16 protein-coding genes are annotated in these 16093 nt (G+C 40.1%); 5 read left to right on the forward strand and 11 right to left on the reverse strand.

The annotated features are described in order from the left end of the window. Positions 1-330: 330 nt before the first annotated feature. Complete coding sequence (gene uvrB / locus PL11201_RS08555) at positions 331-2328, reverse strand: excinuclease ABC subunit UvrB (protein ID WP_079678170.1); 1998 nt, start codon at positions 2326-2328, stop codon at positions 331-333. Between the two features lie 219 nt (positions 2329-2547). Here uvrB and PL11201_RS08560 point away from each other — a divergent pair, with 219 nt between their 5' ends. Further along, positions 2548-3018 (forward strand): DUF4079 domain-containing protein, encoded by a 471-nt coding sequence (locus tag PL11201_RS08560; protein WP_079678171.1) that lies wholly within the window; start codon positions 2548-2550, stop codon positions 3016-3018. Between the two features lie 189 nt (positions 3019-3207). Here the strand turns inward: PL11201_RS08560 and PL11201_RS08565 are convergent, their stop codons facing one another. The 6 genes from PL11201_RS08565 to PL11201_RS08590 all read right to left on the reverse strand — a co-directional run bounded on the left by PL11201_RS08565 (position 3208) and on the right by PL11201_RS08590 (position 8215). Next, a complete protein-coding gene (locus tag PL11201_RS08565) occupies positions 3208-3429 on the reverse strand; it encodes a hypothetical protein (RefSeq protein ID WP_079678172.1) in 222 nt (73 codons plus the stop codon). 55 nt (positions 3430-3484) lie between these two features. Beyond that, complete coding sequence (gene cysS / locus PL11201_RS08570; RefSeq protein ID WP_079678173.1) at positions 3485-4927, reverse strand: cysteine--tRNA ligase; 1443 nt, start codon at positions 4925-4927, stop codon at positions 3485-3487. Positions 4928-5086: 159 nt separating this feature from the next. Then, complete coding sequence (gene hisI / locus PL11201_RS08575) at positions 5087-5431, reverse strand: phosphoribosyl-AMP cyclohydrolase (protein ID WP_079678174.1); 345 nt, start codon at positions 5429-5431, stop codon at positions 5087-5089. Between the two features lie 31 nt (positions 5432-5462). Then, entirely contained in the window at positions 5463-5912 is a 450-nt protein-coding gene (locus PL11201_RS08580; protein WP_079678175.1) for a SufE family protein, read from the reverse strand. Between the two features lie 250 nt (positions 5913-6162). Next, positions 6163-7680: an anthranilate synthase component I gene (gene trpE, locus PL11201_RS08585; RefSeq protein ID WP_079678192.1), complete on the reverse strand. Its 1518-nt coding sequence runs from the start codon at positions 7678-7680 to the stop codon at positions 6163-6165. Positions 7681-7786: 106 nt separating this feature from the next. Continuing rightward, complete coding sequence (locus PL11201_RS08590; RefSeq protein ID WP_079678176.1) at positions 7787-8215, reverse strand: photosystem I reaction center subunit II PsaD; 429 nt, start codon at positions 8213-8215, stop codon at positions 7787-7789. A 198-nt stretch (positions 8216-8413) separates the two neighbouring features. Here PL11201_RS08590 and PL11201_RS08595 point away from each other — a divergent pair, with 198 nt between their 5' ends. Next, positions 8414-9289 (forward strand): ABC transporter permease, encoded by an 876-nt coding sequence (locus PL11201_RS08595; protein WP_079678177.1) that lies wholly within the window; start codon positions 8414-8416, stop codon positions 9287-9289. Positions 9290-9449: 160 nt separating this feature from the next. On the opposite strand, the gene PL11201_RS08600 is transcribed toward PL11201_RS08595, so the two are convergent. The 4 genes from PL11201_RS08600 to PL11201_RS08615 all read right to left on the reverse strand — a co-directional run bounded on the left by PL11201_RS08600 (position 9450) and on the right by PL11201_RS08615 (position 11309). Further along, positions 9450-9641 carry a hypothetical protein gene (locus PL11201_RS08600; RefSeq protein WP_079678178.1) on the reverse strand — a complete coding sequence of 64 codons (192 nt, stop codon included), beginning with the start codon at positions 9639-9641 and terminating at the stop codon, positions 9450-9452. A 288-nt stretch (positions 9642-9929) separates the two neighbouring features. Beyond that, positions 9930-10349 (reverse strand): tetratricopeptide repeat protein, encoded by a 420-nt coding sequence (locus PL11201_RS08605; RefSeq protein ID WP_079678179.1) that lies wholly within the window; start codon positions 10347-10349, stop codon positions 9930-9932. Between the two features lie 267 nt (positions 10350-10616). Then, the gene (locus PL11201_RS08610; RefSeq protein ID WP_026788329.1) at positions 10617-10973 is read right to left on the reverse strand and encodes a HesB/IscA family protein; all 357 of its coding nucleotides are present in this window, start codon (positions 10971-10973) and stop codon (positions 10617-10619) included. Positions 10974-11111: 138 nt separating this feature from the next. Continuing rightward, positions 11112-11309 carry a hypothetical protein gene (locus PL11201_RS08615; RefSeq protein WP_079678193.1) on the reverse strand — a complete coding sequence of 66 codons (198 nt, stop codon included), beginning with the start codon at positions 11307-11309 and terminating at the stop codon, positions 11112-11114. A 303-nt stretch (positions 11310-11612) separates the two neighbouring features. On the opposite strand from PL11201_RS08615, the gene PL11201_RS08620 reads away from it, so the two are divergent. From PL11201_RS08620 to PL11201_RS08630, 3 genes are all read left to right on the forward strand, one after another. Next, positions 11613-12944 (forward strand): class I SAM-dependent methyltransferase, encoded by a 1332-nt coding sequence (locus tag PL11201_RS08620; protein ID WP_079678180.1) that lies wholly within the window; start codon positions 11613-11615, stop codon positions 12942-12944. A 98-nt stretch (positions 12945-13042) separates the two neighbouring features. After that, positions 13043-13561, forward strand: coding sequence for a type IV pilin-like G/H family protein (locus PL11201_RS08625; protein ID WP_079678181.1), 519 nt, complete (start codon positions 13043-13045; stop codon positions 13559-13561). Between the two features lie 124 nt (positions 13562-13685). Beyond that, entirely contained in the window at positions 13686-15923 is a 2238-nt protein-coding gene (locus PL11201_RS08630) for an O-linked N-acetylglucosamine transferase, SPINDLY family protein (RefSeq protein ID WP_079678182.1), read from the forward strand. Positions 15924-16093 lie beyond the last annotated feature (170 nt).

Here is a 16093-nt window from a genome sequence, read left to right on the forward strand (position 1 = left end):
TTTGTTTTTTAAAGGATTGTCAGGAAATCTTGAAATTTTATTGAAAATAACTCTCAAATAGTTGACGGAATCATGGGGGTTCTGGTATAGTTAGGGAAATACCTCTCAAGGGTTTACTGTGTCTAATCTCCAAAACAGAGGCTAAAACCATGATTCCATCGTCAAATATCTTGATTTCCTGACAGAATTAGGGAGAGATGATGCACCAATTTTAGGCTAAAAACCGCAAGCTGAAAATGGGCATCTTGACAAAAAACCCATTTTATGTAGTAGACTCAAAAACGGAGTTTATCCTTCTCTTTCTTCGTGTCTTTGTGGTTTTTTAAAACCCTAATGTCCAAGCAACTTATCGCGTAACTGTTTAATTCGATCTCGCAACTTAGCTGCTTCTTCAAATTCTAACTTTTTAGCTGCCGTCTTCATTTGAGTTTCTAATTGGATAATTAAATCGGGAATACTTTCTAAGGGAAATTCCTCAAAGGTTTCTATCTGTTTCGCAGTAGTTTGAGCATTTAACCGTCGAGATACATCCAAAAATTCCAAAATAGAATTACTATATTTTTTAATAATTTGTTGGGGAATAATTCCATGTTTTTGATTATATTTATGTTGAATCTCCCGTCGTCGGTTAGTTTCCTCAATTGCCTTAATCATACTTTGGGTTAAATTATCCCCATATAAAATCGCCTGTCCCCTGATATTGCGCGCCGCCCGTCCGATAGTTTGAATGAGTGAGCGATGCGATCGCAAAAACCCCTCCTTATCCGCATCTAAAATCGCCACTAAAGACACCTGGGGTAAATCCAACCCTTCCCGCAATAAATTCACCCCAATTAACACATCAAACTCCCGATTTTGTAATCCTTGAATAATTTCTATCCGTTGAATTGACTGGATTTCCGAATGCAAATATCTAACATTAACTCCCCTTTCTTGCAAATATTCCGTCAAATCTTCCGCCATCCGTTTAGTTAAGGTCGTAATTAAAACCCGCTCATCCCTAGCAACTCTTTCTTGAATTTCCCCATATAAATCATCCACCTGTCCTGAAGTGGGACGGACAAAAACTTCTGGGTCAATTACTCCCGTCGGACGGATAATTTGTTCCACCACTTGACCTTGAGATTGTTCAATTTCCCAATCTCCCGGTGTTGCTGAAACAAAAATACATTGATTCACTGTTTGCCAAAATTCCTCCGATTTCAACGGACGATTATCCGCCGCACTAGGTAAACGAAATCCATGATCAATTAAGACTTTTTTTCTGGCTTGATCGCCATTATACATTCCCCGAATTTGAGGTACACTGACATGGGATTCATCCACAATTAATAACCAATCATTGGGAAAATAATTAATTAAACATTCTGGAGGTTCTCCCGCCTGTCTTCGGGCTAACTGACGGGAATAATTTTCTACCCCATTACAATATCCCACCTCCCGCAACATTTCCAAATCATAACGGGTGCGTTGGGATAACCGTTGTGCTTCTAAGAGTTTACCTTGACTTTCTAGGGCTGTTACCTGTTGTTTTAATTCCTGTTCTATATCATCACAAGCTATTTCTAGGCGGTCTTCTGGGGTCACAAAATGTCGGGCGGGATAGATATTTAAACAGTCTAAACTTTGCAATACTTCTCCAGTTACCGGATCTGTATAACGAATCGCTTCAATTTCATCCCCAAAAAATTCTACTCTAATGATTCGATCTTCATAGGCGGGGCCAATTTCTAAAACATCTCCTTTCACCCGAAACCTTCCCCTAGTTAAATCGGCATCATTGCGGGTATATTGTACCGAGACTAATTCGCGTAACAATTCCCGTTGATCAACTTCTTCTCCCACCTGTAAAGAAATAGCAGCTTTTAAATATTCGGCGGGCATTCCCAACCCGTAAATACAACTAATAGAAGCGACCACAATCACATCTCGCCGTTCAAATAAAGAGCGAGTGGCGGAATGGCGGAGCATATCAATTTCATCATTAATTGATGAGGTTTTTTCAATATAAGTATCTGTCACCGGAAGATAGGCTTCCGGCTGATAATAGTCGTAATAACTAATAAAATATTCCACCGCATTCTCGGGAAAAAATGACCGAAATTCGTTACATAATTGGGCGGCGAGGGTTTTGTTATGGGCTAACACCAGAGTCGGACGTCCGATTTTTTCAATTACCGAGGCGATGGTAAAGGTTTTTCCAGTTCCCGTTGCCCCCAATAGGGTGCTGAAGGGTTGCCCATTTTGAATATTATCGGTAAGTTGGGCGATCGCCTGGGGCTGGTCTCCCAAGGGTTGAAAGGGGGCATGAAGTTTAAAGGGTTTCATGACTAAACTTGATTAAGGGTTCAACTAGGATAACAGCTAAGTGCCAAGAGGGTTGGGAGACCCAACCCCTACCCTGAAATATTACAACCTCGACGCGGATTGTCCATTTTTACACCGCAAATCACGAAAAATCAAGTAATAGGGCGAATAGATGACGGGCGATTGTCAACTGGTGTATGCTAAGTTTTATTAAGTTTTTTGGCTTGCTGAGAGAACATTATGGATTCGCCGATTCTAGTCTCGATTAAACCTTGGCTGAATTTCTTTCATCCGGTGTTGATGTGGATTTTGTTAGGATTATCTGTTTATGCGATGTATTTGGGGGTACAAATTCGTCGTACCCGGGAAGCGGACGGAGACACCAAAAAAGAGTTAATTAAGGGAAAATTCAATATTAAACATCACCAAATAGGTTCAGTTTTGCTGGCTTTGATGGTGTTGGGAAGTATTGGCGGCATGGGTGTGACTTATATTAACAACGGGAAACTGTTTGTTGGCCCCCACTTATTAGCGGGACTGGGAATGACCGGAATGATTGCGATTTCTGCCTCCCTAACTCCCTATATGCAAAAAGGAGTTAATTGGGCTAGATATAGTCATATTACCCTGAATACGATCATCCTGGGACTGTTTGCTTGGCAAGCTGTCACTGGGGTTGAAATCGTCCAACGAATTATTAGCAAAATGTGATCCCGGAGGGAATAGAAAATAGGCTGTTACTCTCAAAAATTGGGTTAAGTCAGGTGTGAGAAATTAAGAATTATCCAATTTATTGAGAGTACAGTTTAATTTGACTTCAAGTGGTTTTCAATCTTTTTTACCTTTGTTTTTAGTTTCCAGAAATAAAGATATTGCTCAAGATGTGAGTATCGAGAACAACTATTTCAGACATTCCCAATCCTGTTCATGGATAATAGGGCTAATAATATCTCCTAAAGTTTTGGCTTTACCAGCTATCAAAGCCGAAGGAATCCGACGCTTTGGGGGTATTTTCGTTTCTTCTAAGACGGTCACAACAATACGCGCTGAACTCACTTGAGGTTGTTCTGATAGCCATTTCACCTGACCGTTTTCATAAATTGCTTCATAACTTTTTAACACAATAATCTCCTTTGGCTATATTTTAACACAAACGAGTTAGATAAAGTAACTCAAATTAACGATGCCAAATCGTTTGATTTCCAGGTTGATCAATTAGGGTAATTCCTAACCCTTTTAACTGATCTCGAATGCGATCGCTTTCTGCAAAATTTTTAGCTTTTTTTGCCTCTAAACGTTGCTGCACTAATATTTCAATTTCACTATCACTTAACCCTAACTCCTGACTTTCCTCCGGTTTTGCTTCTAATCCAAAAACCGTGGCTAATTCTATTAAAGTTTGCCAGGTTTTCTGTAAGTGTTCGGTCGAGGTATTAATATCGCCTCCATGAATTAGGATATTGCGATCGCGTCTTAATTCCTTAGCCAACTCAAACAAAATCACCAGCCCTTCCGGGGTATTAAAATCATCATCCATTGCCTCTTTAAACCGACCAATAGCATCAACATCAATTAGGGCTTTTTCATTGGGTTTAAAGCCTAATTCCTCGCCGTATTCGCTACCAAATAATAACCCCTCTTTTAAGGTATTCCATCCATTTTCAGCCGAAGCGATCGCTTCATCGGTAAAATCTAAGGGTTTGCGATAATGGGCTTGTAAAATGAATAAACGAATCACCATCGCATCCAAAGGACTATCCAACAAACCGCGAATTGTGGTAAAATTTCCCAAGGATTTAGACATCTTTTCCCCACTCACCCTAACCATGCCATTGTGCATCCAATAATGGGCTAAAGGTTGATGGGTTGCGGCTTCAGATTGAGCAATTTCATTCTCATGGTGGGGGAAAACCAAATCCCCGCCCCCGCCGTGAATATCAATCGTATTTCCTAATAGCGATCGCACCATCGCTGAACACTCAATATGCCATCCAGGGCGACCTTTTCCCCAAGGTGAATCCCATGCTGGCTCCCCTAGTTTTGCAGCTTTCCAGAGGGCAAAATCCGAGGGATCTTTCTTCTTAATTGTATCAGTGTCGGAGGAGGAAATTCGACCACTCGCACCCGCTTGTAATTGTTCCTGTTGACGGCCGGATAATTTGCCATAATCGGCAAAATCTTTTACACTATAGTAAACATCCCCATCCACGGCATAGGCAATCCCTTGATCTTCTAATTCTTGAATTAATTGAATAATTTGGGGAAGATGTTCCGTCACCCGGGGATAGGCATTTGCATCCCTAATATTCAAGCGCCGGATGTCTTCAAAATAGGCTTGAATATATTTATTAGAAACCACATCCATTGTGGTGCTTTCTAATTTCGCCCGGTTAAGAATCTTATCGTCAATATCGGTAAAATTCTGAATATAATTAACCCTATAGCCACTATATTCTAAATAGCGCCTCACAATATCCCAAGCCAGATAGGATCTCGCATGACCTAAATGGCAATAATCATAAACCGTCACCCCGCAGCAATACATTTTAACCTGTCCTGCTTCTAGGGGTTGAAAATCTTCTTTTTGACGAGTTTGAGTATTATAAATTTTGATAGCCATGTTTTTTATAGGGAACAAGGAATAGGGAATGGGGAATGGGGAATGGGGAATAGAAAGAAGATTGGGTCTACACTTAACTCCTATAAACGTGCCTATATCGGTTAAAAAGTTATTCGTGTATCTCTAATCTCTAAACTGATAACATTCAACAGTCAACAGTCAACAATTAATTTTAACTTCCTGAAAAAAACAACTTCTCGCCCCGGTATGACAAGCGATATCGCCAATTTGTTCTATTTTTAATAATAGAGTATCGGCATCACAATCATAATATAATGATTTAAGTTTTTGAATATGTCCTGATGTGGCTCCCTTGTGCCATAATTCAGAACGAGAACGACTCCAATAGTGAACTTCTTGGGTTTCTAAGGTTTTTTGAATAGATTCTTTATTCATCCAAGCCATCATTAAAACCGTACCATCTTCTGCGTCTTGAGCGATCGCTGGAATTAATCCTTGAGCATTAAATTTTAATGCTTCTATCCACAAATAGTCTTGATTCATAGTCAGTTTATATTTTTAATCCATTAATTCCTTAAACTTCAGCATCAAGGTTAGGGTCACAGTTTTGAGCTTTTTTCTTGAAGGTTTGGAAAATATTATAAAAACCGTTAGCGCGAGAAGGGGTTAAACTCGCTTGTAACCCAGTTTCTTGAATAAAGCTCGGGTCAAGTTGAACAACTTCTGTGGGAGTCATTCCATTCATTCCCATAATCAAAAAAGCCACTAATCCTTTAGTTAATTGAGAATCAGATTCTCCCTGAAACTGAACTTTTCCCTGTTCATCTAAGTTAGCAATCACATAAACCTGTGACACACAACCCGGAACTTTATTATCAGGAATTTTCTGATCTTCTGGAAAGGTAGGAAGTTTTTGGGCAATGGTAATTAACTGTTCATAACGTAATTTATTAGAAGAAGCCCGTTTAAAACGCTGTACAATCCGTTCTAAAGTTGGGGGTAGGGGAGTTGTGGTGGAAGACATAATCCAAAACCATAAAATTTCTACCTCAGTTTAGCAGGTGTTGGCAGGTAGGGAGGCTATTCACACTGTAGAGACGTGCCATGGCACGTCTCTACGACATCTAAAGATGACCTTTATTCACCCATTAAAAGGGGTTTGTAGGGGCGAGGTCTTCTCGCCCACTTTAAAGTCCAGACAACCCAGGCGCCAAGAGGGTTGGAAGACCCAACCCCTACGATAAAATGTTGCAACCTTAATGAGTAGCGCTATATCACCCTTTCAAACAGCGAATGGCTTCTAATAACCCCCGGGCTTTATTCAGGGTTTCCTCATATTCTTTTTCGGGTTGGGAGTCAGCTACCACCCCCGCCCCCGCTTGCACACTAACTCGATGTTCCCCTTGACCCTGGTTTTGAACAATCATCGTGCGGATGGTAATAGCAGTATTGAGTTGTCCTTCAAAATCATAGTAACCATAAACCCCGGAATAGGGGCCGCGACGACAACCTTCTAATTCATGGATAATTTCCATCGCCCGAATTTTCGGCGCGCCGCTCACAGTCCCGGCGGGAAAACAGGCTTTTAAAAGATCCCAAGCGGTTTTATTTTCTGCTAATTCTCCAATCACATTACTCACAATGTGCATCACATGGGAATAGCGTTCAATTACCATTAATTCATCAACTTTAACTGTTCCCATCCGACAAACCCGACCCAAATCATTCCGTCCCAAATCGACTAACATAATGTGTTCCGCGACTTCTTTAGGGTCTTTTAATAAATCTTCCCCTAACGCCTGATCTTCTTGATGGCTTTGACCACGGCGGCGAGTACCCGCAATGGGACGGACGGTGGTGATCAATTTTCCTTCTGGGTTTTTGTCCGCTTTCACCATAACTTCGGGACTAGAACCGATTAATTGCCAGTTTCCAAAGTTAAAATAAGCCATATAAGGAGATGGATTAATTAACCTTAAAGAACGATAAAGGGAAAAGGGATCGCCGGAATATTCAGCCGTTAATCTTTGGGATAAAACCACTTGAAAGATATCCCCGGCTTTAATATATTGTTTGCCTTTTTCTACATTGGCACAAAATTGCTCCTGGGAAACATTACTAATATAATTTAAAGGCGGTTGTTGATCGGGGGGAGTCCATTCTAAAAGGGTATTTTGGGGGGATAATGGGGATTGTAATTTAGCTACTAATTGTTTAACCCGATCGCTCGCCTGTTGATAGGCCGTTTCTAAATCGGTATTCCGAGTATCGGCATAGGCGATCGCCCAAATTTTACGTTTAACCTGATCAAAGATTAATAAATTATCAACCTGCATCCATAACCCATCGGGTAAATCATCGGAATTGGGGGAATATACCGGGACGCGGGACTCGATCCACTGAATTAATTCATAACCCCAAAACCCAAATAATCCCCCAATTCCGGCGGGTAACTGGGGCAATTTTACCGGATGATAGGGTTGTAAACAGTCTTGTAGGGCTTGGAAGGGATCGCCTGTAAATTCTTGAATTGTTCCATCTCGCCATTTTTGTACCGTGTGGTCGCCATGAGCTTCTAAAATCCAAACCGGATCACACCCCAAAAAACTATAACGCCCGATGGTTTCTCCGCCTTCAACCGATTCCAAGAGAAAATTATAGGGTTGATTGGCACAAACCCGATACCAAGCCGAAACCGGAGTATCTAAATCAGCCACCCATTCTTGATAGACCGGAATAAAATTTCCTGTGGAAGCCAGTTGAGCAAATTGGGAGAAATCTGGAAAAATCATAGCGACTAATGGCGAACAATAAAAAATAAAGGATGAAGGTAAGAATAAACTATCCTCCATCCTAATATGTTTAGGGCATTGCCCTGGTTAATTGCACCTGATCGGTCTAAACGTCAGAGGTGCTTTTACCTGTGAATTTGACTTTAACTGGATCAACATTGCTACCAATATTGTGACTAACGGTGTTGACAGCTTCGCGTCCTTCGTTGACTTTTTCAGGGAAAACGCCATCTTTGGGATGCAGGTATTCAGTTTCGCCGTTGGGGAAAACCCGATAGATTTTATAGTTGTCGATTTTGGGTTTGAATTTTGACCGCAGTTGAGCGCCTAAAGCTAGACACTGTTCCTTGCGGGCTAAATACAGCAGGTTTTCCCCTTGGTTCATAATTGCTGCGCCACCTGTGGGCATTTCAAACACCTGTTCTTTGCTGCTAGTCCAGGTGATCGCGTATTTTTCTTCAACCAGGGCTTTTGTTAATAAGCCACCAGTGCTGCCACCAAACTTTGGTGGTGTTCCAGTCAGTGCTTCTGCCATAGGAATATCACTCAAATTATGTTTTTAGGGCATCGTAACACTGATGTTGCCCTTGTCTATAGCAGTCGTAAAGAACCGTTACAGAAATTAGGGGGTAGGGGGAGGTGGGTAGGTTGGGGGAGCTACTCTTAACTACAAAAACTTTTTTGACAAACGGGCCAGATTGCTCTAATCTCAAATACAATATTCAAAAATTCAATGCGTGTTCAATCTTTTCGTCTTTTCAGGGGATTTCAGGTTCCTTCGGTATCAACGGCTATGACCTTTTGTGGATTAGTCATTACAATTTTATTTCTATTAATAGCAGTATTATCACCTTTATTTTTGACTTGGGGATGGATACAAAGTCCGACGGAATTTCTTTCTAACCCCATCCATCAACCGCCATCTTTTCAACATTGGTTGGGAACAAGTCGTTTAGGATATGATGTCTTTTCTCGGACATTATTTGGGACTCAAGTAGCTTGGCAAGTCGTCTTATTGGCAACGCTTTTGAGTGTCGGAATCGGCGTCCCATTGGGAATGGTGAGTGGATATTTAGGGGGGAAAATAGATCGGGTTTTATTATTTTTAATGGATACGATTTATACGTTACCCGGATTATTACTTTCGATTACTTTAGCGTTTGTGGTGGGAAAAGGGGTTTTGAATGCGGCTCTCGCCCTGAGTGTAGCCTATATTCCTCAATATTATCGCGTGGTTCGCAATCATACTACTTCGGTTAAAACGGAATTATTTATTGAAGCCGCCCAAGCTTTAGGGGCAAGTACGTGGAGAATTTTAACCCGTTATTTGTTTTTAAATGTGATCCAAAGTGTTCCGGTATTATTTACATTGAATGCGGCGGATGCCATTTTAACCCTAGGGGGATTAGGATTTTTAGGCCTAGGTTTACCCGATGAAATTCCCGAATGGGGACATGATTTAAGAATTGCCTTAGAAGCATTACCCACCGGAATTTGGTGGACAACTTTATTCCCTGGTTTAGCATTAACCATCATGGTCGTTGGTTTATCTCTCTTAGGAGAAGGATTAAACGATTTTCTCAATCCCCGTTTGCGGAATCAGCGTTAATAGTGGGGAATTGGGAATTACGAATTGGGAACAGAAATAATTAAAAAGTGATGTCAATAAAAAAATAGCTGTCCCAATAATTGGGGACAGCCATTTTCATTAGGTATTTTTACTTTTTTGTATAAAGTTTTTATCCTAAGATTGTTCAAGACAAATTGCATCACGCTTCGACTGTTTCCTCCGAATCTTCTGTATCTAAATTATCGGGATCAACGTAATAACAAACGGTGTCATCAACACAGATCAATGCCCAACCCGATTCATCAATATTTCTTAACTTATAGGCTCCTTGTTTCACAAAAAAGCCTTTGTGGTTACGGGTTTCGGCTTTGACATAAACTTGGCTATCCATAGTGATCCCATCTCCTTATTTATTATCAAAAAGTTTTTTGACTGGCTGATTTTGATTGTTAATGACTGAAGTTTCCAAATAGTATCACTATTTTTTGTCTTTGTTAGTTAACTTATGTAATTTTTTGTTGCGCTTTCTTAATACTTTTTAGGAGTTTATAGATTTTCAGTCATTTTCAGCCGTTTTTAGTGGATTTACAGCAGTTTAAAGAATTAAATTATCCATTCAGTTGTTGTGAACTTTTACCTAATTATGCTCATTAGAGCAGCAAAATTAGGTAAAAGTTCCCTAACTTTCAAATAACCATTGTTTGACTCGGGCTAAGGATTTCCAGTCGGGTTTGCGAGTTAATCCATCTTCAAAATTCTTTGCTAATTCCTGTTGCCAGTCTGTATCCACTAATACTAATTGACTAGCGAGTTCAACGTGGGAACGTACCCCCGTTTTCCCTAATTCCAACATCGCCGTGGCTAAATTCACTCGCGCTTGGGGATCATGGGGATTGAGTTTAACGGCTGATTTTGCCGCGTTATAGGCTAATTTCGGTTTATCTACTAATAGATATAACCAAGCTAAACTTGTCCAAGCATTACTATTTTTTGGGGCGTGATCACAAATATCCTTAAACACTGGAATCAAGGTTTCCGGGTCTTCCCCCGCTTGATACCGTTCAAAACCTTCCTTAAATAATTCTTCTGGAGTCGTCATGAGTTGTTATAGATTTAAAACACGGCAATAGGCTATAGACTGAGCTATTTAGCGCAAAATCTATACCCATGGCAAATTGCCAATCTTCAATTATACAGCAGGGAACACCGGAACAGGCAACACTGGGGGAAAAGATTTTGCTGCCCCGGGTTTGCTGCATCAAACTGCATAAAAAACATCCAAAACCAGATGGCACAAGGCACAAGGTTTTAAGGGGAGATTTCCCTGTTCCCTTTCTTCTATGCTAAAAACCCTGTTTCTCAAGTCCTAGGTGGCAAAGGACTTACCACAACCGCAGGTTTGAGTGGCTTGGGGATTGGTAAACTGAAACCCGCCACCAATTAGGGCATCCGTATAATCGAGGACTAAGCCGTAAATGTAGAGTAGGCTTTTGCGATCGCAAACGACCTTAAACCCCTCATAATCAAACACGTCATCATCCTCTCGAATGGTACTAGGGTCAGCAAAATCCATTAAATAGGACATTCCAGAACAACCGCCCTGGCGGACTCCGACGCGCAGACACAGATCTTTTCCTTGCTTTTCCCGCAGAAATTGGACTTGTTTGATGGCTGATTCGGTCATCTGAACCCCTTGGGTTGGGGCTTGAGTCGTTTGTGTCATGGGTTGGCTTGACTCCTGTGGTAATGTTTTACACTGATCAAAAAATAATAGCCCTTTGATCAATCTTCTCTATTGTTAATAGTTTATCGCAATTAAACCTGGCTGGGCGACACTCCCAATCGGCTATTTTTTGCCCAACTATTCCGGCTGTTGAGGATATTGTCTAAGCCGCCAACTGAATAATAAGGCTAGAATCACCGAAGGTAAGCAAACGGCGACTAGGGCAATGGTTGAGGATGTGGGAATTGCCAGCAACGGGCCGAGGAACTTAATCAAAACCGATAGTCCCAGGGACAAGAGTAGAACTTTGAGTAGAAATGTGATTTTGTTATCCATAGATGGCATTGTATAAATAGAGAGGGTGCGATCGCAAGCGATTTGTAGGGGCGGGTTCGGCAACAATTTTTGAGGCTCACAGATCACCGTTAAAAACCCGCCCCACCCCAGCATTAATTTCCATTAATCGTGAATTTAGGGATGAGATCAGGGCGGGTTTTGGTAGATTGTTTGTGGGTATTTGAGATGGACTCGAACCCGCTCCTACGAAAGCGCCGTTTCCTTTTCCCAAATTGGGAAGTCAATAAGTTCCCTCGAATTAGAGCTTAAATGATTATTTAATAGTTTACTTGAGAAATACCAATGCAAAATCAAGACCCCGAATTATTAGAAAAAATCCGTCAACAGTTTGACTCAGCACCCTATCCTAGAATTCCCTTAGAACAATCCCCAAAAAATGATTATGAATTGCTATTTATCCATAATTTAGTAACTTGTTATTATCTAAAATATCAGAAGGTTATCAATACAGAAGGTAAAATGATTTTAGATGCAGGATGTGGCACGGGATATAAATCTTTAGTATTAGCAGAAGCCAATCCGGGAGCTAAAATTGTAGGAATTGATATTTCTGAACAATCGATTGAACTGGCTCGTCAGCGTTTAAAATTTCATGGATTTGACAATGCCGAATTTTATGTTTTACCGATAGAAGACTTGCCACAACTTGGGTATGAGTTTGATTATATTAATAATGATGACTCCTTGTATCTGTTCCCTGATATTACAGTACCCCTGAAGGCGATGAAGTCAGTTTTGAAACCAGAAGGAATAATTAGAAGCAATCTTCATAGTAGATTTCAGCGTGTTAATTATTTTAGAGCGCAATCTCTATTCAAAATGATGGGATTAATGGACGATAACCCAACGGATTTAGAAATTGAGTTAACTGGGGAAATCATGGAGGCATTGAAAGATCAAGTTTTATTGAAATTACAGACCTATAAGCCTGAAAAAATAAAAGATAAAGAATGGGTATTAATGAATTATCTGTTTCAAGGAGACAAAGGTTACACCATTCCTGAACTTTTTGCAGCTTTAAGAACCTCGGACTTAGAGTTAATAAGTATGGTTAACTGGCGAAACTGGGAAGTTACCGATTTATTTAAGGATGCTGAGAATTTACCTGTATTTTTAGGGATGAGTTTACCAGAACTATCGGTAGAAGATCGCTTACATTTATATGAACTATTGCATCCCGTGCATCGCCTGATCGATTTTTGGTGTGGTCATCCGATGATGAATGAATCTATGATTCCCGTTAGTAACTGGACAGATACAGACTGGCAAACAGTCCAAGTCTATCTCCATCCCCAACTGAAAACAGCCAAAGCTAAAGAGGACTTAATTGAATGTGTCAAGACTCAAAAGCCTTTTGAAATCAGTCAATATGTTAAGTTACCAACTACTGTACCCATTACCCTTGAAAGTCTTCGTGCTGCCTGTTTGCTGCCCCTGTGGGAGACGGAACAGCCGATGATATCCCTGGTAGAACGTTGGCAAAAGATCCAGCCTGTAGATCCGGTTACCCTAGAACCAATCACTCCTCCAATTGTCTTTGAGCAAGTCAAGGAATTACTGATAACCCTGGATGCCTTTCTATATGTGCTTTTGCAACGTTCAGGATCAAATTGAAAAAAATTTTGGTTGGGGTGATATGAAACTTTAGAGCGGTGGGTAAGTTAGAACTACCAGATAAAAAGTTAAACATCCCCCCAAACGGAGAAAAGACTATGAAGACTGAATTTAAAGCGAAATTCCTGCAATACGTTTCTAATAGAAAAAAAGAAGAAGGTTTCACCTTAATTGAACTGTTAGTCGTTATTATCATTATTGGTATTCTGGCTGCGATCGCCCTACCTTCTTTCCTCAGCCAAGCTAACAAAGCCAAACAGTCTGAAGCCAAACAATACCTAGCTTCTATCAATAAAGGTCAACAAGCCTATTACGTAGAAAATACTAAATTTGGTGCCACTATTAGTGAGTTAGGAATTGGGATCAAAACCGAAACGAATAACTACACTTATGGAGCAGGACTTGTTGCATTAGTTGGTGCTACTGCTACAGCTGCTCCAGCAACCGGTCTCAAGCCTTATGCTTCAGGAGTTGGATTAGTAGGTGCTGCGGCTACTGACAAAACAACCCAGACTCTCCTGTGTGAAGGAGCCGTTGCTACCGCTCCCGTTGTTCCAACCATCGATGGTACAGCTGAGCCTACTTGTGGTGCTGGTATGAGTGCAGTCACTAAATAATTCTAACTAGACCATTCGTTGACTCTCTGAATAGAAGAAACGGTTTAACCCTGCCTAGTCAAATCTGATGATTAGGTGGGGCTATTCACTTAGTAATGATTAAGTAACTGTGATTTTTTAAATCATGATATTAGAACAATCTTTAACTCTATCTTTTGATGGGCAACAGCAAGCTGATGAGGCTTGGCAAAAAGGAAATTATGCAGTAGTTACTCAACTCTATGAACAAGCCATTGAAGCCCAACCGGAGTGTAAAGCCTACTATTGGTACTTGGGTTTAGCACTCTTGCTACAAAGTCAAGAAACAGAAGCACAAACGACTTGGTTATGTGCAATGGCCGAAGGAGAGCCAGAAGAAATTGAGCAATGGACAGTGGAACTGCTCCAAGTTTTGCAAACTGAAGCTGACCATCAGTTAGAATTAGAAAATCATACCAATGCTTGGGTTATTCGTCAGCATATTCGAGAAATCAACACGGAAGATATCAATAATTTATTACATTTAATCGGATTATCAACAATTATTAAAACCTATACAGGAGAAGAACTAAAAGAGTGGGGTGTTATAGATTCCCTCAATTCAGAAAAAGACATTGGATTAGATTCCAACCTTTTACTAGAAGTTTTAAAAAATGTTTTAGATTATGCTCCCTTTTATCCATCTACTTTAGAGTTCACAGAAGCGTGTTTACCCTATGTAAAGGATACATTATCATTTATAGTCACTTTCATTGAGTTTATTTATAAAACTGCCTACATATTTTCTCGCCATTATTTAGCAATAAAATATACAGATTTATGTTTACGTCTTGAACCCCAAAATTATGAGCTATTAATCAATTTATCAGCACTGTATCAAGATGTCTCAGAATTTAATAAGGGCATAGAAATCGCTAGAAATTCTTTATCTGTTGCCAATAATTTAATCGACAAAATCTATGCTAACTATATACTAATGCGAAGTTTGATGAGTGCTGGAGGATATTGGCATGAGTTTACTGTTGCCCTTAATGAACATTACTCAATGCTGCAAACTTTATTTGAGGAACAACCGCGATATCTCGATTCTGGAAGTACCGTGCGCTTGTTTGCATCCAGCTTTTTCTTCGTGTATTTTCAAGATAATCCTCATAAAAATTTAGCAATTCGTCGTCAACTCGCTCAGATAGCCCAGTTCAATATTGAATCCTACGCTCATGAAGAAGTAGAAAAATTTAGGAAGTGGAAATCACCCCTAATTAAAGTTGAAGACCGTACTAATAAACGTTTAAAGATAGGATATGTTTCTCATTGTTTACGAACTCATTCTGTCGGCTGGTTAGCGCGATGGATATTCCAGCATCATGACCATAATCGCTTTGAAATTTATGGTTACTTCATGAGTACAGTAAAAACCAATGATCCTTTGAAAAATTGGTACTTTGATCATGTCGATAAAGGTCATTTATTAGGATTAAGTGGAACAGAAGCGGCTGAAAAAATTTATGAAGATGAGATTGATATTTTAGTAGATTTGGATAGCATTACACTCACAAATACTGCTGACATTATGGCGATTAAACCCGCGCCTGTTCAAGTGACCTGGCTGGGTTGGGATGCGAGTAATATCCCGATGATTGATTATTATATCGCTGATCCTTATGTGCTTCCAGAGGATGCTCAAGCTTATTACTCCGAGAAAATTTGGCGTTTACCTCAAACTTATATTGCAGTAGATGGTTTTGAAGTAGGTATACCAACTCTGCGTCGAGATGAGTTAGGGATTCCCAATGAAGCTGTTATTTATTTGACAGCCCAAAGAGCCTACAAATGTCATCCAGATATCGTAAGGTTACAATTAAAAATTCTCAAAGCTGTACCCAATAGCTATCTTTTAGTGAAGGGCTTATCTGATCAAAAATCTCTGGAAAACTTCTTTTTTGAGATTGCACAATCTGAAGGAATAGAATGTGAACGATTAAAGTTTTTACCTTTAACTGCTTCGGAGGAAATTCACAGAGCTAACCTTGGTATTGCTGATGTCGTATTAGATACCTATCCTTATAATGGCGCAACAACTACGATGGAAACACTGTGGATGGGGATTCCAATTGTAACACGGGTGGGTGAACAATTTGCGGCTCGAAATAGTTACACCATGATGATCAATGCCGGAATTACAGAGGGAATTGCTTGGACAGATGAGGAATATGTGGAATGGGGAATTAAGTTAGGAACAGATGAAAATTTACGCCAACAAATTGCTTGGAAATTAAGAACAAATAGACAAACGGCTCCGTTGTGGAATGGGAAACAATTTACTCGTGAAATGGAAAATGCTTATAAACAAATGTGGGAGAAGTATATTGAGGGAAAGAATTGATTCAACGATAGAGTTGAGTAGGGGTATTAAGTTATATAGGTTAGACTTTCGTAGGATGGGTAACAACCAATAAATTTATCAGGACTTACGCATCACCGCTATCAATAGTAGGGGTAATTCATGAATTACCCCTACATCTAGGGTTACATCCCCAAATTTGCGTAAGTCCT

Origin of the sequence: Planktothrix sp. PCC 11201 (genome assembly GCF_900009135.1) — a bacterium.
GTDB lineage: Bacteria > Cyanobacteriota > Cyanobacteriia > Cyanobacteriales > Microcoleaceae > Planktothrix.

Excerpts from the sequence above, each read along its gene's own strand:
- PL11201_RS08620 (WP_079678180.1), top strand. The coding sequence starts at position 11,613 with ATGCAAAATCAAGACCCCGAATTATTAGAAAAAATCCGTCAACAGTTT.
- PL11201_RS08580 (WP_079678175.1), bottom strand. The coding sequence starts at position 5,912 with ATGTCTTCCACCACAACTCCCCTACCCCCAACTTTAGAACGGATTGTA.
- PL11201_RS08615 (WP_079678193.1), bottom strand. The coding sequence starts at position 11,309 with ATGGATAACAAAATCACATTTCTACTCAAAGTTCTACTCTTGTCCCTG.
- PL11201_RS08625 (WP_079678181.1), top strand. The coding sequence starts at position 13,043 with ATGAAGACTGAATTTAAAGCGAAATTCCTGCAATACGTTTCTAATAGA.
- PL11201_RS08595 (WP_079678177.1), top strand. The coding sequence starts at position 8,414 with ATGCGTGTTCAATCTTTTCGTCTTTTCAGGGGATTTCAGGTTCCTTCG.
- PL11201_RS08610 (WP_026788329.1), bottom strand. The coding sequence starts at position 10,973 with ATGACACAAACGACTCAAGCCCCAACCCAAGGGGTTCAGATGACCGAA.
- uvrB (WP_079678170.1), bottom strand. The coding sequence starts at position 2,328 with ATGAAACCCTTTAAACTTCATGCCCCCTTTCAACCCTTGGGAGACCAG.
- PL11201_RS08605 (WP_079678179.1), bottom strand. The coding sequence starts at position 10,349 with ATGACGACTCCAGAAGAATTATTTAAGGAAGGTTTTGAACGGTATCAA.
- trpE (WP_079678192.1), bottom strand. The coding sequence starts at position 7,680 with ATGATTTTTCCAGATTTCTCCCAATTTGCTCAACTGGCTTCCACAGGA.
- PL11201_RS08590 (WP_079678176.1), bottom strand. The coding sequence starts at position 8,215 with ATGGCAGAAGCACTGACTGGAACACCACCAAAGTTTGGTGGCAGCACT.
- cysS (WP_079678173.1), bottom strand. The coding sequence starts at position 4,927 with ATGGCTATCAAAATTTATAATACTCAAACTCGTCAAAAAGAAGATTTT.
- hisI (WP_079678174.1), bottom strand. The coding sequence starts at position 5,431 with ATGAATCAAGACTATTTGTGGATAGAAGCATTAAAATTTAATGCTCAA.
- PL11201_RS08600 (WP_079678178.1), bottom strand. The coding sequence starts at position 9,641 with ATGGATAGCCAAGTTTATGTCAAAGCCGAAACCCGTAACCACAAAGGC.
- PL11201_RS08630 (WP_079678182.1), top strand. The coding sequence starts at position 13,686 with ATGATATTAGAACAATCTTTAACTCTATCTTTTGATGGGCAACAGCAA.
- PL11201_RS08560 (WP_079678171.1), top strand. The coding sequence starts at position 2,548 with ATGGATTCGCCGATTCTAGTCTCGATTAAACCTTGGCTGAATTTCTTT.